Origin of the sequence: Rudanella paleaurantiibacter, from assembly GCF_009184635.1 — a bacterium.
Classification (GTDB): domain Bacteria; phylum Bacteroidota; class Bacteroidia; order Cytophagales; family Spirosomataceae; genus Rudanella; species Rudanella paleaurantiibacter.
Window position 1 is genome coordinate 459,897 of sequence record NZ_WELI01000002.1, and the last position, 23,240, is coordinate 483,136.

17 protein-coding genes and 1 tRNA gene are annotated in these 23,240 nt (G+C 48.8%); 12 read left to right on the forward strand and 6 right to left on the reverse strand.

What is annotated here, in order from left to right:
- The first annotated feature begins 8 nt into the window (after window positions 1-8).
- From F5984_RS06705 to F5984_RS06720, 4 genes are all read left to right on the forward strand, one after another.
- Window positions 9-620 carry a HupE/UreJ family protein gene (locus F5984_RS06705; protein WP_152123487.1) on the forward strand — a complete coding sequence of 204 codons (612 nt, stop codon included), beginning with the start codon at window positions 9-11 and terminating at the stop codon, window positions 618-620.
- 49 nt (window positions 621-669) lie between these two features.
- Window positions 670-3,069, forward strand: a complete 2,400-nt coding sequence (locus F5984_RS06710) for a M1 family metallopeptidase (protein ID WP_152123488.1) — start codon at window positions 670-672, stop codon at window positions 3,067-3,069.
- 27 nt (window positions 3,070-3,096) lie between these two features.
- Window positions 3,097-5,496, forward strand: coding sequence for a M1 family metallopeptidase (locus tag F5984_RS06715; protein WP_152123489.1), 2,400 nt, complete (start codon window positions 3,097-3,099; stop codon window positions 5,494-5,496).
- A gap of 102 nt (window positions 5,497-5,598) precedes the next feature.
- Window positions 5,599-5,672 (forward strand) — tRNA-Pro (locus tag F5984_RS06720).
- 734 nt (window positions 5,673-6,406) lie between these two features.
- Here the strand turns inward: F5984_RS06720 and F5984_RS06725 are convergent.
- The 4 genes from F5984_RS06725 to F5984_RS06740 form a co-directional block, all read right to left on the reverse strand.
- Complete coding sequence (locus F5984_RS06725; protein WP_152123490.1) at window positions 6,407-6,652, reverse strand: hypothetical protein; 246 nt, start codon at window positions 6,650-6,652, stop codon at window positions 6,407-6,409.
- A gap of 67 nt (window positions 6,653-6,719) precedes the next feature.
- The gene (locus tag F5984_RS06730) at window positions 6,720-7,106 is read right to left on the reverse strand and encodes a YegP family protein (protein WP_246168848.1); all 387 of its coding nucleotides are present in this window, start codon (window positions 7,104-7,106) and stop codon (window positions 6,720-6,722) included.
- A gap of 143 nt (window positions 7,107-7,249) precedes the next feature.
- Window positions 7,250-7,717, reverse strand: coding sequence for a hypothetical protein (locus F5984_RS06735; protein WP_152123491.1), 468 nt, complete (start codon window positions 7,715-7,717; stop codon window positions 7,250-7,252).
- 337 nt (window positions 7,718-8,054) lie between these two features.
- Entirely contained in the window at window positions 8,055-8,255 is a 201-nt protein-coding gene (locus F5984_RS06740; RefSeq protein WP_152123492.1) for a hypothetical protein, read from the reverse strand.
- A 127-nt stretch (window positions 8,256-8,382) separates the two neighbouring features.
- Here F5984_RS06740 and F5984_RS06745 point away from each other — a divergent pair, with 127 nt between their 5' ends.
- The 8 genes from F5984_RS06745 (at window position 8,383) to F5984_RS06780 (ending at window position 19,888) form a co-directional block, all read left to right on the forward strand.
- The gene (locus tag F5984_RS06745; protein ID WP_152123493.1) at window positions 8,383-8,802 is read left to right on the forward strand and encodes a hypothetical protein; all 420 of its coding nucleotides are present in this window, start codon (window positions 8,383-8,385) and stop codon (window positions 8,800-8,802) included.
- Between the two features lie 14 nt (window positions 8,803-8,816).
- Window positions 8,817-9,032 (forward strand): hypothetical protein, encoded by a 216-nt coding sequence (locus F5984_RS06750; RefSeq protein WP_152123494.1) that lies wholly within the window; start codon window positions 8,817-8,819, stop codon window positions 9,030-9,032.
- 467 nt (window positions 9,033-9,499) lie between these two features.
- The gene (locus F5984_RS06755) at window positions 9,500-10,405 is read left to right on the forward strand and encodes a hypothetical protein (protein ID WP_152123495.1); all 906 of its coding nucleotides are present in this window, start codon (window positions 9,500-9,502) and stop codon (window positions 10,403-10,405) included.
- A 1,392-nt stretch (window positions 10,406-11,797) separates the two neighbouring features.
- Window positions 11,798-13,492, forward strand: coding sequence for a class I SAM-dependent DNA methyltransferase (locus F5984_RS06760; protein ID WP_152123496.1), 1,695 nt, complete (start codon window positions 11,798-11,800; stop codon window positions 13,490-13,492).
- Window positions 13,482-14,876: a restriction endonuclease subunit S gene (locus F5984_RS06765; RefSeq protein ID WP_152123497.1), complete on the forward strand. Its 1,395-nt coding sequence runs from the start codon at window positions 13,482-13,484 to the stop codon at window positions 14,874-14,876. The genes F5984_RS06760 and F5984_RS06765 overlap by 11 nt, the downstream gene beginning before the upstream one ends.
- Window positions 14,877-14,885: 9 nt before the next feature.
- Complete coding sequence (locus tag F5984_RS06770) at window positions 14,886-16,094, forward strand: SIR2 family protein (RefSeq protein ID WP_152123498.1); 1,209 nt, start codon at window positions 14,886-14,888, stop codon at window positions 16,092-16,094.
- Window positions 16,091-19,261 (forward strand): type I restriction endonuclease subunit R, encoded by a 3,171-nt coding sequence (locus tag F5984_RS06775; RefSeq protein WP_221412957.1) that lies wholly within the window; start codon window positions 16,091-16,093, stop codon window positions 19,259-19,261. Before F5984_RS06770 ends, F5984_RS06775 begins: the two co-directional genes overlap by 4 nt.
- 21 nt (window positions 19,262-19,282) lie before the next feature.
- Window positions 19,283-19,888 carry a hypothetical protein gene (locus F5984_RS06780; RefSeq protein ID WP_152123499.1) on the forward strand — a complete coding sequence of 202 codons (606 nt, stop codon included), beginning with the start codon at window positions 19,283-19,285 and terminating at the stop codon, window positions 19,886-19,888.
- Window positions 19,889-19,927: 39 nt separating this feature from the next.
- On the opposite strand, the gene F5984_RS06785 is transcribed toward F5984_RS06780, so the two are convergent.
- Both F5984_RS06785 and F5984_RS06790 read right to left on the reverse strand, forming a co-directional pair.
- On the reverse strand, window positions 19,928-21,247 hold the full coding sequence (locus tag F5984_RS06785) for a PriCT-2 domain-containing protein (protein WP_152123500.1): 1,320 nt from the start codon (window positions 21,245-21,247) through the stop codon (window positions 19,928-19,930).
- Between the two features lie 122 nt (window positions 21,248-21,369).
- Complete coding sequence (locus F5984_RS06790; RefSeq protein WP_152123501.1) at window positions 21,370-23,235, reverse strand: primase-helicase family protein; 1,866 nt, start codon at window positions 23,233-23,235, stop codon at window positions 21,370-21,372.
- Window positions 23,236-23,240: the final 5 nt, after the last annotated feature.

Below are 23,240 nucleotides of genomic sequence, written 5' to 3' on the forward strand. Positions count from 1 at the left end.
ATTTCTGTATGTCTGACTTCTTCATCTACCTTGGGTTAGGTTTCGATCATATTACTGACCCAAGCGGTTACGATCACATTCTGTTTGTTATTGCCCTCTGCGCTATTTACACCCTGCGCGAATGGCGGCAGGTTCTGATTCTGGTCACGGCGTTCACGCTTGGGCACTCCATTACGCTGGCGTTGGCCACGTTGCGGCTGGTTGAATACCGTACCGATGTCATCGAACTACTTATCCCGATTACCATTCTGATTACGGCGATTGTCAACTTTTTTCAGGAAGATAAAACCAACCGGTTTCGGACCCGGAACCGCGCGAACCGCCCCTGGCCCCGGTACACCCTGGCGGCTATTTTTGGCTTAATTCATGGGCTGGGTTTCTCCAATTATCTCCGCAGCCTGCTCGGCCGGGAGTCCTCAATCTGGCAACCTTTGCTTGCCTTCAACATCGGCCTTGAACTGGGGCAACTTCTGATCGTGCTACTTATTCTGGCCGTTGCCTGGCTTGCTATCGAGCAATTAGGCGCGCGCCGACACTCCTGGACGCTCATTATATCAGGAATTGTAGCCGGAATGGCTCTTTCATTAATTTTGAATAACCCGCTGGTAGCCGGTGAATAGTCACTTTTTCGTATTTTTACGGAATATTCTTTGTTTAATCTTACCTTTCATGAGAAACTACTTCTGGCTATGGCTTTTGGCCGCCAGTATCTCCTTCGTCAACGCTCAAACGCCCCCCTCTACGTACAGCGCGAACACGCGGTTTGAGCAACTGGGGCCCGTGCTCCCAACCCCCAACACGTTCCGAAGCTCATCGGGGGCACCGGGTAAAGATTACTTCCAGAACCGCGCCGATTACGACATCAAGGCTGAACTCGACGACGCTAACCAGCGCATCACCGGCTCGGAAACCATCACTTATTTCAACAACTCACCCGACGCTCTCACCTACCTGTGGGTACAGCTCGACCAGAACCTGTTCCGGCCCGAGGCAATTGGCAACACGGCCCGTACCAACAGTATTAACGCTGAGCGCGGGGCTTCGGCTTCGCAACTTGACCCCAGCGCATCACTGCGCACCAAAAATTACGGGTACAACATCACGTCGGTGCGCGATGCGGCCGGCAAGCCGTTGAAGTACACCATCAACCAGACCATGATGCGCATCGACCTGCCCGCCCCTGTGGCACCCGGTAAATCGGTTCAGTTTGGTATTGACTGGAACTTCAATATTGTCGACGCAAAATCGACCGGCGCCCGGTCGGGTTACGAGTATTTCCCCAAAGACGGCAACTACGTTTATGAAATTGCTCAATGGTTCCCGCGTATGTGTGCCTACGACGACGCGAACGGCTGGCAGAACAAGCAGTTTTTGGGACAGGGCGAGTTTACCCTCATCTTCGGTAACTACAAAGTTGCCCTTACCGTACCCAACGACCACGTTGTAGGCGCTACGGGCGAGCTGCAAAACCCATCGCAAGTGCTCACGCCCACACAGTTGGCCCGCTGGAACAATGCTAAAGGCAAAGGCGATAAACCCGGCGAGAATCCGGTTCTGATCGTAACGCAGGCTGAAGCCGAAGCCGCTGAAAAAGGTAAGCCCACGGGCAAAAAGACCTGGATCTATAAAGCGAACAACGTACGCGATTTTGCCTTTGCCTCGTCGCGCAAGTTTGTTTGGGATGCCCTCAACCCTAACATCGAAGGCAAGCGGGTTTGGGCCATGTCGCTCTACCCAAAAGAAGCCAACCCACTTTGGGGCCAATACTCGACCCGGCTCGTGGCTCACACGCTGCGGTCGTACTCAAAACGTACGTTTGGCTACCCTTACCCAGTAGCGTATTCAGTACACGGCCCAGTGGGTGGTATGGAGTACCCCATGATCTGCTTTAACGGTGCCCGTCCCGAGCCCGATGGTACGTATTCGCAAGGCACCAAAAACTTCCTGATTCTGGTCGTTATCCACGAGGTAGGGCACAACTTCTTCCCGATGATTGTCAACTCCGACGAGCGTCAATGGTCGTGGATGGACGAAGGTTTGAACAGCTTTCTGGAGGGCTTGGCCTGTCTGGAATGGGACCCAGATTTCCCGGCCCACGGCATCGAGCCCCAATACATTACCGATTACATGCGCCTGAACCCGTCGCAGCAGGTGCCCATCATGGCCAGCTCTGACAATATTCCGCCGAATACGTTTGGGCCTAATGCGTACAGCAAACCAGCCACGGGCCTTAACATCCTGCGCGAAACCATCATGGGTCGTGAGCTGTTCGACTATGCGTTTAAAGAGTACTCGCGCCGGTGGATGTTCAAGTCGCCCACGCCCGCCGATTTCTTCCGGACGATGGAAGATGCTTCGGGTGTTGACCTCGACTGGTTCTGGAAAGGCTGGTTCTACAGTGTACAGCCCGTGGATCAGGCTCTGACTAAGGTCGACTGGTTTCAGCCAGCCAGCCAGAACCCGGAGATTACGAAAGGTGAAGCCCGCGCGGCAGCCCAACGGCGTAACAACACTGTCAGCAAGCAACGCGATGCGGCCGATAAAGGAAACACCGTGGTGGCGCAGGACAGCACCATGAAGGACTTCTACAACAGCTACGACCCCTACGCCGTAACCGAGCAGGACAAGAAACGCTACCAGGACTATCTGGCTACCCTCTCACCTGAAGAGCGTAAGCTGGCCGAGGGCAACACCAACTACTACACGCTCTCGCTGCAAAACAAGGGTGGATTACCAATGCCGGTGATTGTTCGGATGGAATTTGAGGACGGCACGGACTCAGTTGCCCGCTTCCCGGCCGAAATCTGGCGCTTCAACGATGTCCAGATCAAGAAGATCATCACTACCAACAAGAAGGTGAAGCAATGGACGCTGGACCCCTTCAGCGAAATTGCCGACATCAACACGGAAGACAACAGTTTTCCACCGGCACCGCAGCAGCCAACCCGGTTCCAACTGTTTAAGCAGCAGCGCGGAGCAGGCGCATCGGCTCCCAACCCGATGCAGCAGCAACGTCAGCAATCAAACCAAGCACCCGCCCCTGCCCGACAGGGAACCGGCCGCAACTAACGCCTGAATTTAACTAACCAACAAACCATGAAGAAAAAGCTTTTAAGTATCTGTCTGATGCTTTGGTCGGGTTCGCTGCTGGCCCAGCAGGCCCCGTCGAGCTTCAGCGCCAACGATCGCTTTGAACAGCTGGGACCCGCACTCCCAACGCCCAACACGTTCCGAACGTCGTCGGGGGCACCGGGGAAAGACTACTTCGAGAACCGCGCTGATTATGATATTAAGGTTACCCTCGACGATGCCAACCAGAAAATTACTGGCTCGGAGACGGTAACGTATTATAACAATTCACCGGATGTATTGACTTACATCTGGCTTCAGCTTGATCAGAACCTGTTTGCCAAGGGCTCTACAGCCAGCCTGACCCGTACGGGCGGCATCAGCGAGCAGGGTATGAGCATCAGCCAGTTGAGCAACCTCAACTCAGTGCGTGAGCGTAGCCAGAATCAGCCTTCTGATAAGTACGGTTATAATATCACGGCAGTGTACGATAAGGCGCACAAGCCCCTGAAGTACACGATCAACCAAACCATGATGCGGATCGAGCTGCCCACGCCTTTGGCACCCGGCAAGTCGGTGCAGTTTGGAGTGGACTGGAATTACTACGTGACGGAGTACTATGGCCGCTCAGGCTACGAGTTTTTCCCGAAAGATGGTAACTACAACTACAACATCGCCCACTGGTTTCCGCGCCTGTGTAAGTACGACGACATAAACGGCTGGCAGAATAAGCAGTTTCTGGGCGGCTCGGAGTTTACCCTCATATTTGGTAACTACAAAGTAGCCATCACCGTACCAGCCGACCATGTTGTGGCTGCTTCAGGCGAATGCCAGAACTACAATCAGGTACTCACGCCCACGCAGATGCAGCGGCTAAACCAGGCCAAAAATGCCAAGACGCCCGTGGTAATTGTGACCCAGGCCGAGGCCGAAGCCGCAGAGAAGAACAAGGCAACGGCAACAAAGACCTGGATCTACAAAGCTGATAACGTTCGCGACTTTGCCTTTGCGTCATCGCGCAAATATATCTGGGACGCTATGCAGACCGATGTATATGGTAACGGTCGTAAGATTTGGAGTATGTCGTACTACCCCAAAGAAGGCAATCCTCTTTGGGAAAAGTATTCGACACGCGCGGTTGAGCACACCCTGCGGTCGTACGGCAAGCGCACGTTTGAGTACCCCTACCCCGTGGCTATTTCGGTACACTCAGTGGCCGGGGGCGGTATGGAATACCCCATGATCTCGTTCAACGGCGGTCGGCCCGAAGCCGATGGTACGTATTCGGAGCAAACCAAATACGGCATGATCGGTGTGATTATCCACGAAGTAGGTCACAACTTTTTCCCCATGATCGTAAACTCCGATGAGCGGCAGTGGACTTGGATGGACGAGGGTCTGAACACGTTCTGCCAGTATCTGGCCGAGAAGGAATGGGACTACAACTGGCCAAGCCGCCGGGGCGAACCACGCGATATTGTCGATTACATGAAGATGGACAAGAACATGCTGGTGCCTATCATGACATCGGGCGAGAACGTGATTCTGCTCGGACCTAACGCGTACGCCAAACCCGCAACAGCGCTCAACATCCTGCGCGAAACGGTAATGGGCCGCGAGTTGTTCGACTATGCTTTCAAAGAGTATGCTAACCGCTGGAAGTTCAAGTCGCCAACCCCAGCCGATTTCTTCCGGACGATGGAAGATGCTTCGGGCGTTGACCTCGACTGGTTCTGGAAAGGCTGGTTCTATGGCGTACAGCCTGTGGATCAGGATTTGGTTGAAGTTGATTGGTTCCAGGCCGACAACCAGAACCCCGAAGTCAACAAGGCACTCGCCCGCGAAGCTGCGCAACGGCGTAACAACACCATCAGCAAGCAACGCGATGCGGCCGATAAAGGAAACACCGTGGTGGCGCAGGACAGCACCATGAAGGATTTCTACAACAGCTATGACCCCTACGCCGTAACCGAGCAGGACAAAAAACGCTATCAGGACTATCTGGCTACCCTCTCGCCCGAAGAGCGCAAAACGGTTGAGAATAGCAGTACGATGAACTACTACACGCTTTCGCTCAAAAATAAAGGTGGATTGCCAATGCCGGTGATTATCCGGATGCAGTTTGAGGACGGCACGGACTCAGTTGCCCGCTTCCCGGCCGAAATCTGGCGCTTCAACGATGTTCAGATCAAGAAAGTGATTGCTACCAACAAGAAAGTGACGCAGTGGACGCTCGACCCGTTCCAGGAGATTGCGGATATCGACGCTGAAAATAACTCGTTCCCACGGGTATCAACGCCTACCCGGTTCCAGTTATTCCGGCAGCGGCAGGGCGGCTTTACCCCGCAGCCTAACCCGATGCAGCAACAGCGTCAGCAATCAAACCAAGCACCGGCCCCAGCCCGACAGGGAACTGGTCGGAATTAAGGAATAATGCCCGATGGATAATGAATAATGTGCATTTGGGACGGTTTTTCGTCATTTACCATTGTACAGTATTCATTATCCATTTATCTTTGCAAAACAATTCGGGATGTAGCGCAGTCCGGTAGCGTGCTTGCATGGGGTGCAAGAGGTCGTGGGTTCGAATCCCGCCTTCCCGACACTGATTATCAGCCACTTACAATATTTGTGAGTGGCTTTATTTATTTTTACTAACACGTTTCCTAACACAGATACGTACTTACCCTGCGTTAACGTTTGGTTGATCACAGAGGTGATTTACTCTGCTATGACAGAAAAGGAATAAAAAAACGTAGTGCAGAGCCCTTATAAATAATACAAGAGTTAAAACGTGGGGTGTAGGTTTTTAATGGAAGTCGTAACATGGTTTACCACCATATAAATAATAAAAAATAAAGTTGTATGCTGATGTGCACCTCTTACACGATTTGTCCATACTAAGTAGTATTCTGAAAAAGTGTCCCGTCCCAGAAATGGGAAGAGGGACAAACCGAACAAGATGGATATTGATAATAGAAAATTCTAGCCCTATTTCGGCAAATATTGGCTATATAATCTTATGCTTAATAAATTGGCGGTAACTTATGGGTTAGATATTCGTGCTTATTAGTAAGTTAGTTATAATCACGCCCAAACAAGCTAGTTCTTGAGTTATGCACTAAACGATAGTTAATTGACCAACAACTAAATATCGCTTAGTGATTTTGCGTCCAATATCTTAGTGGGTGAAGGTTCAAGTAATCTCTGTCAACCGTCGGGCGTTCGGCAGTTGGCTTGGCATCGGTAGCGTTGGGCAGGCGCAGCGCCCTTAATTGTTTCTGACAGGGTGCTTATGCAGTTCAAGGTAAAGAGTGGGCTTGAAGCTGGCCGTAAATTAGTTCAGGGATAGGCAACCCCCTAATACCCAAAGTTCTTGTTTGTTGCAAGGAAAATATTCTTCTGACTCACTCCATTCAACATCTTCTTCCAGAAGGAATAGTTCAGCATAGAGTCCACTGGCGCCCCATCCACAAAAAGCAAAAATCCACGAGGCAACGGCTTTATTCTTAGCAAACCCATCACTTTTGTGGCTGACGGGAAAGCCATCTGCCGATTTTGTCACAATAGTGGTAGTAATCATGTGCGAATAACGTTATCGCACACACAACAAAAATGGCGGAAGGGTAAAACCTTCCGCCTAAAAAAAATTAGCTTAGGTCCTCTATAGGAGCCGTTGGGGCTTCGTTTTTCACTACGCCAATCGCATTTTCTCGATTCACTTTTGTGGTATAACCTTCACTGCTTCGGGCAATCACCTGATAATTGGTGCTTATCATATTGAAACGATAATCCAATGGATTATCAATTCTCAAATAAGCCGAATCATAAGGCGCACGCGATTTTACGGCGGCTATACCATTGTAGCAGTTTTGCTTCGTGGTGTACATCTCGCTGGACAAGATTTGCTCACCATTACTTGCGTTAAAGCGAAAGAAATACTGCTGGTTTACTGTGCTTTTAAACACCTTAAATTTTCCCATTTTGTTATATTTTTTATGGGGTGAAGCAGACCAGCACTTGACTTTTACAATCAAGTAGAGTAAATTTGTTAAGACAATAAGAGGCTGTGATGAGCTAATCAGGCCATCTTATTGGTATTGATCTCCTCCTACAGAAATCAATTTTATGAGGACGGATGCTTGGACTGGTCTGCTAAACCCTCCTTGCATCCGTTTTTTTATTCCTCTATTTCACTCTCGCCTTTCTTTCGCTCAAGCGTACGTCGTTTTAGTTTAAATATCTTTTGCCCGTTAAGCTCTATCTCGACAATGTCATAGATAACCTTAACGTTTTCGTAGTCCTCGCCAAGCAAATCAAATAGACTTCGGGTATTTGCATAAAAGTACGAACCCGACTTCATAACCGCAAATCCATCTACATCGTCCGTCTCAGTCGTAATTAAGAAAAGATTACGATCTTTCTCGTACTCCTTTGTTCGTCCAATCTTAACAGTCTTTACGCTCTCTAAGTTAAGTTTCTTTTCGGCGTTACGATTAAATCCTAGCTTGCCATTCGCATGAATGGTAGCTTTAATATTTCCGTCTAATTCGCTCGCTTTAAAGAACTCAATATCCATTTGTAACCGGCCAAGAACTACAATCGCAAATATAGCATAATTATCGAGTATTTCGCAAGTCAATTTCACGCCTTTATTCTCCCTTGCACTTTCGCAATGAATTTTCCTGTACTCTTGTCATATTCTGCAAAGAGAAAGGGCTACCATATCGGTAGCCAGTAGCCGTATTGCTAATATACAAAGTTTGCCTTATTTATCTAAATGTTAATCCAGCCCCTTTACTTCCTCTCAAAAATCCCTTACCTGTTCCGGATCCGGTAGCCCCGCCATAAAGTTCGCATACAAGTCCAAAAACCGCATGAACGGCCCTCCATCACAAAAGATATGGCTCAGAAAATCAATTCCATTCTGATCGATTTCAACGGTTAATAAGTCCACATCGGAAGTTTGGTATAAAGTAATAGTTTTAGGCTCCGTTTATTAAATTGCTCTTGGCAGTGTAGTTGGTGCAGGGCGTAAGGGGTGCACCCAACGACTCCAGGGGTCGGAAAGGCTCGCTTCGCCATCGACCCCCGGAGTCGTTGGGTGGAATGTCCATGTCGGGCTTCCATTTCCAGCGTCCGGGCGACAAGTTGCACGGCTCCTGAGGGCAGCGTTGGGCTTTCATTTCGGCGTTTCGGTCGACAGGCCAAACGTCCCAAAGGTTAGGATTGTGTTCGTTAGCCAGGTTTCGGTCGACAGCGCAAACGCCCCAGTTTTGATAGTGTATGATTCACGTTTAACCTTTTATATCAATGTTCTGGACGTTTTTAATTGTGGTTGTGGTTTTTGTTTTGTTCCGCTTTTTCATGTCTTTAAATCAAGACAATGAAGATTTGCAAGGTAAAACTCTCGCTGAGAAATTTGATGTGGTTGTCAATATGCTCAATCAAGCCGCATTTAACGGTGCAGGTTCAGTCACAACACTCGACAAGAGAGAATTTAATCTTTACGAAGATGGACAAAATCAAATCATTAAGTTTCACTATAGTAGCGGCCATTTAACACTTACTTGGAGGTACAAATACTTTCAGAAAGAGATTGTTCACGAGAGACAGTTTGACAATGTCAGAAATATAAGTTTGTTCGACCAGCAGAAGATAGGCCAACAGATGATTAACGAAATGGAAGTTGTTGTTCAAAGGCACAAAAATGATGTGCTTGGAGGTATTTAACAGATAATAATCACATGGGATTTTTTGACAAATTGTTCGGTAGTAAAATGACTCAGGAGGAGTTAGAAGCTTTGTCAGCACAACATCAAATGAATGCTATAGCTGTTCTAATGGAAGGAAAACCGAAGGAAGCACTTGTGCATATTGATAAAGCACTTTCGGTAAGCCCTAACAACAAGTCAGCCTTAGACTTTATGAAAAGCCTTTGTGAGCAATGGGGGTTAAAATAAGGACTGAGGCACTTAAAAGTAGTTCTGAATAGTGTCAGTGCCGTCCGCCCGGCGCTGTCACCAGAAGGGTGACAGGCAGCACGCCCCGAAGTGAGGCCGACAGCCCAACGTAGCCAAATGTGTAAAGGTTGCAAGTCCGTGTGTTCAGTCAGGTAGCGTCCTCAACCATCAACACTTGGGCGTTGGGTGTTGCCAAATAGCGAGTGCTCCAAAGTTGCGCTTCTGTGCGACAGTTTACACCCCTGAGTCGTCAAGCTTGAAAAGTTCAAAGGCGGCTCTGTGTGACAAGCTGCACGGTTTAAAAGGCAGATTTTTTGGCTCATTCGGCAGGTTCCGGTTAACACAAGAACCTTTTCGGCTATACCAGCTTTCAAGGCTTGTTGGAGCAAAATTTAATAACTAAGCCGCTCAGAATAAGCTTCAGTCATACTTTTTTTGATTTTTACAGATTGTTATAATTTCCTACGATGACCTTACCAGAAAGCGTAAAAAATTTTGTCAGGCAGGTTTTTAGAGATTGTAACCTGAAGGTTTCAAACAAACTATCTAAACATCCGGCAACTTGGGAGACATCTTTAGATTCAAGCCTTATTGAACATTTATCTAATTACTCTTCTCCTCTGAAGATTGAAAAAAGTTGGCTTGTGCGGTTTGACACCCATTATTTAGGGGGTATGCGTCATTGGAATGGATGGGAGATTGCCGACATAGGAGTACTAATTATTTTCAGAAAAAATGGGGAAACGGTCAAATCCAAAATATGCCTTTTGCAGTCAAAAAGACTTTATTCTAATGAAATAAATCCAGACGAAGATAATCAAATTGACTACATTATAGGTTTTGGGCGTTTACACGAAAGTGACGATTACTACAAGGGTATCGTCGCGCCGAGAACTTTAAGCTTTACTGAATCTTCAAAATACAGTGCAGTAAATGTGAAAGACAGACAATGGAAAGCCATTGGGGAATACATGAACAGAACGACAATACCAGTTCACTATTTGTTTTACAATCCATGCAGAATACCACATTATATTGATATGCCCTTGACGGCAGATATTAACTACACATCTTTCAGCGTTGGTGCGAGAGTTTTACCAGCTAAGGTTTTATTCAAGCGTTTTGAAACAGAAAATAAGGGTTACAAACCGACTTATGGGGAGCTGAAATATACTTTAGAAGCACCTTTCAATGAGCCTTCTAACGAAGGCGGATGGAGGCTTGAGGACTTTGTTGCTGATCAGTTGATTTCTTGTAAAGAAGGCTACGTTGTCAAAGGGCCTGAAGACACCAACTTATTTGAAGTGTTCAATAGACGGAGTGGACCGATAGCGAGCGCATTTTCAATAACCTTTGATTTAACAGAAGGATAGAAGTAGTATTTAAGGTTCTCAAATGGCAAGCTCTCGGGCGACAGGAAGCACGTCTCGTATGCTCCCGGACGCATGACCAAAACGGCCCGCCAGCTTGTGGAAGGGACAGTCAGTATCTCCGAAATCTCCAAGTAGTGAAACGGTGGACTGTAGAACAAGCACTTCTTCTATTTGTGTAGAATATCAGCATAGATTAAGCACCAGTAACAATTTCAAGCAATTGATATTATTTACTTGAAAAATCCTCTGGCTCTGCCGTAGGCTTACGCAAAAGCATTCAGTTGACCTGCCTGAAAGCATCTACAGACCCGATTAATTGTCATAATGAGTCTACTATAAAGAGGTTGTTTTGCATATACAGGCTGGGTGTTACTAGTTGATAATTAATAATTTAAATTTTTCGATGTGCTATTGTAGCAACAGTAGAGGTTTAGAACTCTGTGAGACCGATACACACTAGTTACCTGAATAAACTAAAAGCTACTTTTTGCTTCTAATAAAACCTTCAGCCAGATGAGGTAGATGGTAATATTTAATGTATTGCTCCATGTGGGACTATAGCCCCTCTTCCCCTGATAGCAAAGTGCATTTTTCACATCCCCCCAGTATCTGTTTCCTGAGTTGGTAAAGGAATCCATTATTAGTTAACTTACAGGACAAAGATTTTCGCTTGAAAAAGTAATCTGCGAAGAACTCCCTCAAACAGGTGCTAAACCCGTACTTGACCCAACATTATATAATCTAACTGACAAATCTACTGTCACAAATATTACACATCATGAAGGTTATAGCTGAGAAGAATTTGAACGAATGCTACGAGAGGATGTTGGACACGCGATCTCGGGACTGGGAGGAAAAACCAGAGGAGGAAGCGACCCCAAAGCCAGAGCAGAGCTCCGGGAGCAAATGGAACGGCGTCGGGCTGAACTGGGAGGAAGACTTTTAAGCCCTTCAAAGCTCTAATGATATAATATCAATGGTATGGGTTACTCCTAAGTGACGGTTGCAAACTACTAACTATGCAGGGGTAATCAAGCAATCCCAATGCAAAGTAAGAGCTACTAGATTTTCAGGATTGTGTACGATCAATTGATTTTAGAGCCGTCTCGCTGTGTCGTGGACTATAGCCTGGGGCTGGGCGGTACGAACGGTCTTTTTTTGTGCCCCCCTCCCTCGGTTATTGCCTGTTATGTAAGGAATCCCTTATTAACTCATTACATGCTTACTATTTATATCCTTTTTGCAAAATCGGTTAGTATTAACGGGCTTATACACTTAGACTAAGGCCATCATGTCTACTATTTATTGTCGATTGCAAAAGAGAAATTGACAGCCAAAACGAATAGTAAAGTTAAATTGCAACCCTCCTTTAGTGACACGTTTTACAACAGTATGAACACCACCGAACAACAGTTTTATAACGGCCTCGACAAAAAGCTCTGGAATGCCGCCGATCGGCTGCGGGCATCGATGGATGCCGCCAACTACAAACACATCGTACTGGGCCTGATCTTCCTCAAATACGTGTCTGACGCCTTCGATGAGCGCCAGCAGGAACTACGCGCCCGGTTTAAAAACGACACCGACGACTACTACCTGCCCCGCGAAGACTTCAGCTCCGACGAGGAATACCAACAGGCCATTCTGGACGAACTCGAACAGCGCGACTATTACATCGAAAAAAACGTGTTCTGGGTGCCGATGCAGGCTCGTTGGGACAACCTGAAACAGTGGGCCGTGTTGCCAACCGGTGCCGACCTGCCCTGGAATAAGCCCACCCCCGACGAAAATGGGAAATTTCAGCCCGAGAAAATGCGCTCGGTGAGCTGGCTTATCGATAACGCGCTTGACGCGATCGAATCGGCCAACGCGAAGCTGAAAGGCGTATTGAACCGCATCAGCAGCTATCAGGTAGGCAACGATACCCTCATTGGGCTGATCAACTCGTTCTCGGACACCAGCTTTCATAATCCGATCTACAACGGCGAACAGCTCAACTTGCGGGCCAAAGACATTCTGGGCCACGTGTACGAGTACTTTTTGGGCGAATTTGCGCTGGCCGAGGGCAAAAAAGGCGGGCAGTACTTCACCCCCAAATCCATTGTATCGTTGATTGTGGCCATGCTGGAGCCGTTCCGGGGGCGTATCTACGACCCGGCGATGGGCTCCGGGGGCTTCTTTGTGCAAAGCGAGAAGTTTATCGAAGAACATGGCGGCAAGGTGGGCGACGTGTCCGTATATGGGCAGGAGTACAACCCGACTACCTGGCGACTGGCGGCCATGAACATGGCCATCCGGGGTATCGACTTCGACTTTGGCAAGCGCAACGCCGACAGCTTCCTCGACGATCAGCACCCCGACCTGCGGGCCGACTACGTGATGGCCAACCCGCCTTTCAACATCCGCGAGTGGTGGAGCGCCAAACTCGAAAATGACCCGCGCTGGCAATACGGCACCCCACCCCAAGGCAACGCCAACTTTGGCTGGATGCAGCACATGCTTTACCACCTGGCCCCCACGGGCAGCATGGCCCTGCTGCTGAGCAACGGCTCCATGAGCAGTAGCACCAACAATGAGGGCGACATACGCCGGGCGCTGGTGGATGCCGACCTTGTGGAGTGCATGGTGGCCCTGCCCGGGCAGTTGTTTACCAACACGCAGATACCGGCTTGTATCTGGCTGCTGACCAAAAACAAGCAAGCAAGAGGAAACAAACGTACCCGTACGGGCGAGGTGCTGTTTATCGACGCCCGCCAGCTTGGCTACATGAAAGACCGCGTGCTCCGCGACTTTACCGAGGCCGACACCCAACGCGTAGCCGACACCTTTCATAACTGGCAAAAAGGCATTGACTATGAAGACCAACCCGGTTTTTGCTATAGCGCAACGCTCGCCGACATCCAGAAGCACGACTACGTGCTGACGCCCGGCCGCTACGTGGGTGCGACCGAAGCCGAAGACGACGGCATCCCGTTTGCCACCAAAATGACGGAGCTAACGGCCCAATTGGCCGAACAGTTTCGCCAAAGCGCCGAGTTGGAAATGCAGATTAAAACGAATTTGAAAGGGTTGGGGTATGAATGGTAGTTTTCCTTCACACTGGCAGTTGTTGCTTCTTGAGGAAGCAATGGAGGCTATTATTGACTATAGAGGTAAAACACCGATAAAGTCTGATTCTGGCGTACCCCTTATCACAGCTAAAATTGTCAAAAACGGGCGTATTGAACAGCCTACAGAGTTTATAGCTGATGAGCTTTACGATAGCTGGATGGTGCGTGGCTTACCCAAGCAAGGCGATATTGTAATTACAACTGAAGCTCCTCTTGGCGAAGTTGCTCAAATAGAGGATTCATACGTTGCTTTAGCACAACGAATAGTAACACTACGAGGTAAAAGTGACGTACTGGATAACGACTACTTACTCTTTCTGATGCAGTCTGAGTTTGTACAAAACCAACTTGTTGCAAGGGCATCCGGCTCAACTGTATTAGGGATTAAGCAAAGTGAGCTACGCAAAATATTGTTGGTAGCTCCTCCCATAGATGAGCAAATAAAGATTGGACAAACTTTAAAATCAATCACCACTAAAATCGCCCTGAACCGCCAAATCAACCAGACGTTGGAAGCGATGGCGCAGGCGTTGTTTAAGAGTTGGTTTGTCGATTTTGAGCCGGTGCGGGCCAGGATAGCTGCCCTCGAAACCGGCGAAGACCCCACCCGTGCGGCCATGCGGGCCATTTCCGGCAAAACCGACGCCGAGCTGGGTACGTTGCAAACCACCGATCCCGACGCCTACGCCCAACTCGAAACCACCGCCAGCCTCTTCCCCGACGCCCTCGTAGACTCCGAATTAGGTTTAGTGCCGGAGGGTTGGGAGGTTAGAGAATTGAGTCGAGTAACTACAGAAATACGAAGAGGCATTACTCCAAAATACGCCATTGAGGGAGGAGTATTAGTGATTAATCAGAAGTGCATTAGAAATCATGCCATTAATTTCTCCGAAGCACGTCGTCATGATGACAAAGAAAGAGGCATAATCGGTAGGGAAGTTGCGATTGGTGATGTATTGATAAATTCTACAGGTGTTGGAACATTAGGTCGATTAGCGCCCGTAAAATATTTGCCGGAGAGGACTGTAATTGATACTCATGTTACGGTTGTAAGGGCAAACCATGTGATTAACTATTGCTATTTAGCTTCATTCTTTTTGACAAAGGAATCCCAAATCGAATCTAGCGGAGCAGGCAGTACAGGTCAGACAGAATTAAGGAGGCAAGTTCTAGAAGACTTAAAACTAATTATCCCTTCGAAGGAGCTTTTGGAATTATATGAAACCCAATATAAACCTATTCTAAAGCTGATGGCTAAAAATGAACAAGAGCAAATTATCTCAGCTACGCTACGCGATACGTTATTGCCGAAGTTGTTGTCGGGGGAAATTGATTTATCGAAACTCGAAGGAATTTGCTAGTTAATCGCTATGGATAATCGAGACTTAAAAGGGCTGACTTCTACAGTTTTAAAATTCAAAGTGGCTCTTCTTGAAACCCTTGGAGCAAGTTATGCTGAATTTCAAAATGCAATTAATGGTGAAGAACCCCTAAAGTTCTACGGCTTAAAATCACAGGTAGACGAGCCAAATGAATATTTGATAGACATAAGCGACATCTTATTTTGGCATGATCCAATCGCATATACAGATGAGTTAGAACGGTGGCAGGGATCTATCATCACAGAGCAACATAAAGCAACACTAGAATTTCTAATCGAATCCGATCAAATGTCGGTTTTTGCTGACTTAGTAGAAGCAGTTAAAAAAAAGCGAATCGCCCCATTTGTAGGAGCAGGTTTCTCAAAGCCATGCCATTTCCCACTTTGGGGAGAAGCAATAAGCCAACTTATCAATAGATTAGAAGGGGTCTCTCGTTCAGAAGAACGAGCTTTACAGCCTGCTCTATCATATTTAGATCTGGTAAGAGGCTTCCTTAATAATTGGCAGTATTTAGAAGCCGCTCAACTTATTTATGAAAGAGATCAGACGCAAATTGAGTCGTTTGTGCGAAACAAGTTTCAGTTAACAGACAATATTAAACTAATAGGCCCTGTTACTCTCCTTCCAGAAATAGCAGATGGCTGCATTATTACAACAAATTTCGATTGTGTCATTGAAACTGTGTTTCAGGATAAACTCAAGCCGATTCGAGGTTATATGCATGGTATACAGTCGCAAAATCAGTTTGTACCGAAGCTAATTCAGGGAGAGCGTTGTATACTTAAGTTACATGGAGATGTAAGCGACCCCTCGACTTATATTTTCTCAGAAAATCAATATAAAGATGCTTATGGTGAAGATGGAATTGATTACACTAAGCCACTTTCAAAAGTTTTACGACAAATCTTTATTAGTCATTCTTTACTCTTTCTAGGCTGTAGCCTAAGCCAAGATATGACAATGACTCTATTTAAAGATATTGTAGACAAACGAGAGTTTAACATTCCTGATCATTATGCAATCCTACCAAAACATAAAAATCATGAAACTTTTTTAGCTAAAGAGACACAATTATTAAATACTAAAATTCGGCCTATTTGGTACAGTGTGGGCGAAGATGAAAACCATCAGCTTTTAGAGGCTCTAATGCAATTACTGGTAGATTGTGCGAAGGGGAAAGCAAGACTTCAATTATGATAAACGAAGACCAACTCGAACAGCTATGTCTCAAGTGGTTTACCGAAGCCGGCTGGACAGTGGAACACGGCCCCGACATTGCCCCCGATGGCCCCACGCCCCTGCGAGCCTCGTACAGTGACGTATTGCTGCGCGGCCTGTTGCAAGACGCTCTTGTGCGGCTCAACCCGCACCTCCCCCCCTCGGCCATTGAGCAGGCGATCGGCACCCTGGCCAAACCCGAAAGCCTCGATCTGCGGCAAAACAACCGGACCTTCCACCGGCTGCTGCTCGATGGTGTCCCTGTCGAATACCGCGTGGGCGACGACATCAAGCAGGATCATGCCCTGCTGGCCGATTTTCGCAACCCTGATCGCAACGATTTCCGGGTAGTTAATCAGTTCAGTGTACAGGGGCGACACAACCGGGTACGTCGGCCTGATCTGGTTTGTTTTCTCAACGGCTTGCCCATCGCCTTCATCGAACTAAAAAACCCCACCGACGAGAACACCGACATCTGGGATGCCTACAATCAGGTACAGACTTACAAAAAGGACATACCGGAGTTGTTTGCCTACAACGAAGCGCTGGTGGTGAGTGATGGCTTCAAGGCCCGCATGGGCTCACTGACGGCCAATCAGGAGCGGTTTCTACCCTGGCGAACCATCAAAGACGAAGATGACAAACCGCTGGTTGAGTGGCAACTCGACGTGCTGGTGCGCGGCTTCTTCGCCCCCGTCCGCCTGCTCGAATACCTGCGCTACTTCATTCTGTTTGAGAACAACGAGGGGCAGCTTATCAAGAAAATGGCCGCCTATCATCAGTTCCACGCAGTGCGCGAAGCTGTGCAGGCTACCATTCTGGCTTCCGAGGCTCCAACCCATGCGGGCGTGCAGGAGCGTCGGGCCCCCTACGGCCAACTGGTCGAGCCGGGGAGCCGCAAGGCCGGGGTCGTGTGGCATACACAGGGGTCGGGCAAGAGCATCAGCATGTGCTGCTACGCCGGTATGCTGCTGCAACAGCCCGAAATGAAAAACCCCACGCTGCTAATCGTCACCGACCGCAACGACCTCGACGGGCAGTTGTTCCAGACCTTCAGTGGCGCACAGGAACTACTGAAACAAACACCTGTTCAGGCCGACGACCGCGAGGCCCTGCGGCAGCTTCTGGCCGAGCGCGAAGCCGGTGGCATTCTGTTTACAACCATTCAGAAGTTTTCGCTGCTCGATGGCGAAGAAGGTCACCCGATTCTGAACGACCGCTACAACCTCGTCGTGATTTCCGACGAAGCCCACCGCAGTCAGTATGGCTTCGGTACCCGGCTCGACACCAAAACGGGCCGCTACAAAGTGGGGTACGCCAAGCTGTTGCGCGATGCCCTGCCCAATGCTACATTCATTGGCTTTACGGGTACGCCCATCGAAGCCGGCGACCGAGATACCCGCACCGTGTTCGGCGATTACGTGTCAATCTACGACATTCAGGATGCTGTAGACGACGGGGCTACTGTACCCATTTACTACGAATCGCGACTGGCCAAAATCGACATCAATCAGGCTGACATTGAAGCCCTGAGCGACAAGGTGGAAGAAGTAGTCGAAGATGAGGAGGATGTGGAGGCCCGCGAAAAGACCAGAAGCGAGTGGAGCCAACTGGAAAAGTTGGTAGGTGCAGCTCCCCGCATTGGGGAAGTCGCCAACGATCTGGTGAAGCACTTCGAGGCCCGACTGGCCACGATGGATGGAAAGGGCATGATCGTGTGCATGAGCCGCGAAATCTGCGTCCACATGTACAATGCCCTGATTGCCCTTCGCCCCGACTGGCACGATGACGACCCCGAAAAAGGGCAGCTCAAGATTGTGATGACCGGCTCGGCGGCCGACACAGAACTGTTGCACCCACACATCTATAGCAAGGCGGTGAAAAAGCGGCTCGAAAAACGCTTCAAAGACCCGACCGACCCGCTGCGGCTGGTGATCGTGCGCGATATGTGGCTGACGGGTTTTGATGCCCCCGCCTGCCACACCATGTATATCGACAAGCCCATGAAAGGGCACAACCTGATGCAGGCTATTGCCCGCGTGAACCGGGTGTTCCGCAACAAACCGGGTGGGCTGGTTGTCGACTACATAGGCATTGCCACCGAGCTGAAACAGGCGCTGAAACTCTATACCGATGCCAAAGGCAAGGGTGAACCCGCCCACCTCGCCGACGAAGCCTTGGCCAAACTGCTGGAAACGGTCGACGTGATCCGTGGGCAGTTTGCTACGCCGGTAAATGGTAACCCCTGTGACTTGCGCCACTTGGCCACCAATCCGCTGCCCTTGTTGGCCCCGGCCGCGAACCATATACTGGCGCTGGATAACGGCAAAAAGCGGTTCCTCGATCAGGTCTTAAAGGCAACCAAAGCCTTTGCCCTTTGCGGCACCCTCGATGAAGCCGAAGCCCTACGTACCGAGTTGGCCTTTTATTCGGCCATCAAAGCCATTATCAGCAAGCACACCACCGTCGATCAGAAGCGGACGCAGGCGGAAAAGCACTCGGCGCTGAAACTAATTCTCGACAATGCCATCCGGGCCGAAGGTGTCGACGACATTTTTGCGCTAGCCGGGCTGGAAAAACCCAACATCGGGCTGCTATCCGACGAGTTTCTGGAAGATGTTCGCAAGACGCCTTACCGAAATCTGGCCGTTGAGCTGCTGGAAAAGCTGTTGCAGGACAACATCCGGTCGAAGACGCGCAACAACGTTGTACAGGAACGCAAGTACGGCGAACGTTTGCAGGGTGCCCTACGCCGGTACAACAACCGGGCTATCGAGTCGGCGCAGGTCATTGAAGAGCTGATTCAGATGGCCAAAGACTTTCAGGCAGCTATCGCTCGGGAAGAGGCCCTCGGTCTGAAACCCGACGAAATTGCGTTCTACGATGCTCTGGCCAACGACGAAAGCGCCGTCCGGCAAATGACCGACGACACGCTGAAAGACCTGGCCCGCGAACTGACCGAGAAGTTACGAGCCTCTACCACCGTCGACTGGCAGGTACGGGAAAGCGTCCGGGCACGGCTCCGCATTCTGGTTCGTCGGCTCTTACAGAAGTATAAGTACCCGCCTGAGAAGTCAGATGCGGCCGTGAAGCTGGTGTTGGATCAGGCCGAGGCCCTCAGCGATCGTTGGAGTTCTATTTATTAATGATAAACCTATTCAGCATACATGCTCCCTACCACCCAAGCCTGGATTATTGATTGTAAGCCGGCCGATGATTGGAAAACATTCATCGAGTACTGGAAGGGCATGTATCATTACTCGTCAAAGAGTAAAGCTTATGACGTTTATGTAATTGACCGTAAAATGCCTTTTAAGTTCGACAGCGTCATCCTACGCGGTTTGTTCGAGTGGAAGAATAACACAGAGGATAAGTTATCGGAAAAGAAGGTTAGCAGTGTCAATCAAATTATTGATAAACTTGAGGTTGTTAACCAACTAGCAGATGACTGGGACGCCAAAACCTTTTCGGATTCATTTGGCAAGATTTCGGCTATTTGGCAAGTCTTTCTCATGCATGTCATTCAGCCAAGTCAGTTCCCCATCTTCGATCAGCATGTGTACCGAGCCTCCATCTACCTACAAACGGGAGACATCGGCGAATTAAAAGGTACAACGAAGCAAAAGTTAAACGCTTACAAAGAATATCAGGCCTTTTTTGGTGATGTTCGGCTTGCGTCAGCATGTGATTCGCGGAATATTGACAAAGCATTATGGGCCTTTGGCCGTTTTATAAAGCAGTATCCCAGACTATTTTCTAAGACCTCACTGTAAACGCTACTGGGTCGATCAACTTTAGCATTCATGTCATGGTCAAAAAGGTAGGTCATCGTTCTTCTGGGCTATATATTGGAGAGAAGCTGGGACACCCGGAACAGGTTCAGTAGGAACTGTTGGCAGGCGTCGCACCCCAACCAGCTCAGCCCCAAACGACTTCGCCAGTTGTGCCAGATGTTGGTTCTTACCAAACATATCGATCACTGCCTTCTGTATATCGCCTTGCGTTCTCGATGAGGGACGAACAGGTAAGGGTTCCGGCCTGTTTGTGAGCTTAAGCGGTGGCCTTGTCCAGTCTTTTGACCAGAATGCTTTTTCCATCGCGAACGCTTCAGCCTGTACGTTGGTAGCCCTGCGCCGCGTCCTTTCCGGTTCTTGATAAATTACAGGACTCTCTGGAAATTGTTGCGCTGGTTTCAAACGGTGAGGTGGCGTCGGCGAAATGGGAGCGGCTAACAGGTCTTTCCAGCGAATACCAAGCCGTTCGCAAAAGTGGAAGAAACTACCTAGTGTCGCCTTCGACTTCCCCTTCAGGCAGGCCGAAAACTGTTTGTCGGTCTCGTTTGCACTGTACTTTGGGTAATTCTGGCTGACATGGTGAAAATAGTTTCGCCCACCCTCTCCGTAGCTATTGGCAAAGGCACATCCAACCTCGTACCAGTCTCTGTAAGTTTCAATATACTGCCCACGTCGTAGTATTTCGGCGATACATATCTCGACTCGGTGGCGGTCTTTATCTGCGTCGACCGTGTGGTAAAACTTGCGTCGGGGCGATGGCTTGGGTATGTCAAACAGTTCAAACAGTTGCACCTTCTCCGGGAGGTATGCAGCGGGATCATGCGAATAGCAACGCGCCGAAGCTACATTTCTGGGCCTTGTATCAAGCTTGATCTTATAATGGGCGAACACGCGCACGAGGGCATCGAAGTGCTGAGCATGTCGTTTAGGACTGGCAATTGGAACCAAACCCCAATAGCCTTTGCCGGACGTCGATAGACCACAGTAGGCAACAAAAGGAAGCTTAGCGATCTGATTTTTCAAATCGACGTAGTTTCGTATATGCTTGTTGTCGGTCAGATCAATGTCGAACTGAAGTAGTCCGGTATGTCGGACTAACTTTGACTCCTCCCGGTACGTGAACACTCCGCTCGGGGTGATTATTGGTAACAGTCCCTTTTGCTCGTCACGTTGCTTCTTGTCTTCAATGGTTCTGATCTGTTCTACCCGATCCCGATACTTCACAGACCGGAGCCAAGTGAGTAGACGGATGGGTTTTGGGTTATCTGCCGTGTTGAGGTTTCTGAAGCTGGAAACCTCTGTTTCAAGCAACGATATTGTATGTAGCTGTTGAGGCATAACGGAAGGGTTGGGGGAATAGGGAATAAGTACTTCTTTATTAAGAGGTATATATAGAGATAGAACGAACTCTCACACACACTGTCTGATAAAGGAAACGTTATTCCCTATTCCTGAAGGAGTTAGGAAATTAGCGTAAAGGTTTGATTACGTTTGTCGGCTCCGCGCTCGAATTTCCAGCCGTTGCTTTTGGCGTAGGCTACGATATTGTTGCTGAATCCACGCGTACCATGTCCCGAATCCGTTAGGCCTGCAAACGCCTTATAATCGGCGAACAGCGTGTCCCGGTGATACTCAGTATTAGCTCGTAACCCTGTGTTTTCGTACGTAGTGACCCATTCGTAGAAGTCTTCCCCTGCGGTTTGGCGAAGTCGATTCTTCCCCGCGCTGCGCAGGGAGTAGGCGGTTAATCCATCTTGTAAGAACTGCTGAATACAGCCGATCATGTAGCGGTCGAATCGCTGCCATTCGTCCACGCTCCAATTGTCAGAGAATAGTACCCCGCCATGCTCAGACTCTATTGGCTTCTCGTTGCCTACCCGAATCTGTTTTTTGTAGTGGTCGCTAAATTCAAGAATAAATTGTCGGCGCACATTAGAAGAACCTTCGTTCGACATCACGACGTTAGAGGCTATCAATAATTTTGGTCCCTCTTTTGCCGGTATGCGAAACGTCTTTTCCCGCTTGTTCTCAATAGACCATCCCTCTGTAAGAATACTGAAGAATCTCTCAAGCGAAAATCGTCGCTCGGATTTGGCATGATTTACAACAGGGTCATCAATCCAGACAACCGCCGTACTTTGATCTACGTCTTGAAAACAAAATTTGTCGTTGGGGTCAAACTTCTTTCCGTCGATCAGGGCAAGGGGGCGGATTTGCCGGAGGGCATTCGCAAAAACCCCTTTTCCAGTACCGCCCTCGGGCTTACGAACATCAGTTATCTCCTCATCATATAGAATGACGGCCTGCCCCTCGGTCGGGTTATTGTAATGATGTAGGAGGTAGCCAATGGCAGTTCGGAACGCCATCATTCGGTCATGTTCTTGGCGGGTGACGTTACCGATAAAGCGAGCATACTGGCATTGTTCCCCATCAGCCCTGAGGTTAAACTCTCGCTCTATCACCTGTGATTTCCAGACGCAAGCACCGTCCAGAATGCTGTATGGATGTATCGTAATCTTCTCAGCCGTAATCTGAACAATGCCGTTCTTATAGGGAATATAGCAAATGCCTGGCGCATCCCGGAGCAAGGGACGGTCGTGTGTACGGAGCCCTTCTAAGCTGGTGGAATTGATGATGAGGTGATGCTGACGGTTGTACAACTCTAAACGGCCTTCAAAGGTAGCTGACAGCGGACCTTCTTTAATTAGGTCAGGATTGGCCTCGATATAGGCTTTAACTTCATCGCGCATTACGGTTGCAATTACCGGCTCAATAACGGTGTCCCCTCGCACGAGTATTGTATTTTTTCCATCGGGCCGGTAGCGTTTTGCAAAACCTTGTTCACCCAAAAAACTTAGTACACCGGTGTGATAGAGTCCGGCGATCCGCATTTCTTTCGTTCTCGGGTCTCGTTCCCATCGCCACAGGTCGTAGGCAATTTCCCCGTCTCGTATTTCAAGGACTGGAGATTGTGCTGCTGGCTGATTTTGTTCGAAGTCGTCGGGGTTAAATCCGTTAATCTCAACGTCGAACTGCTCTTCGGTCGGTTTTTTTTCTGCATCCGATACCGGGCTGGACACAAGAGCAGTATGACTTTCTGCCCTACCCCTTTCCGTTGGCACTGGAGCCGTTTGGAGGAGTATCAAGGGCTCAATGTCCACCCCGCCTGCTCCCCGTACTGTATCGAAGAAATCGGACTGTACCTCGGTACAACTACCATCTGGTGTTTCCCTAAACGTTTTGCCGTCCGGGTATTGAAGAATCATAATGTTTCCCAGCTTTCGACGTTTGATTATCAGCGTATTATTGGTAAATTCGGGTGTCATTTCAG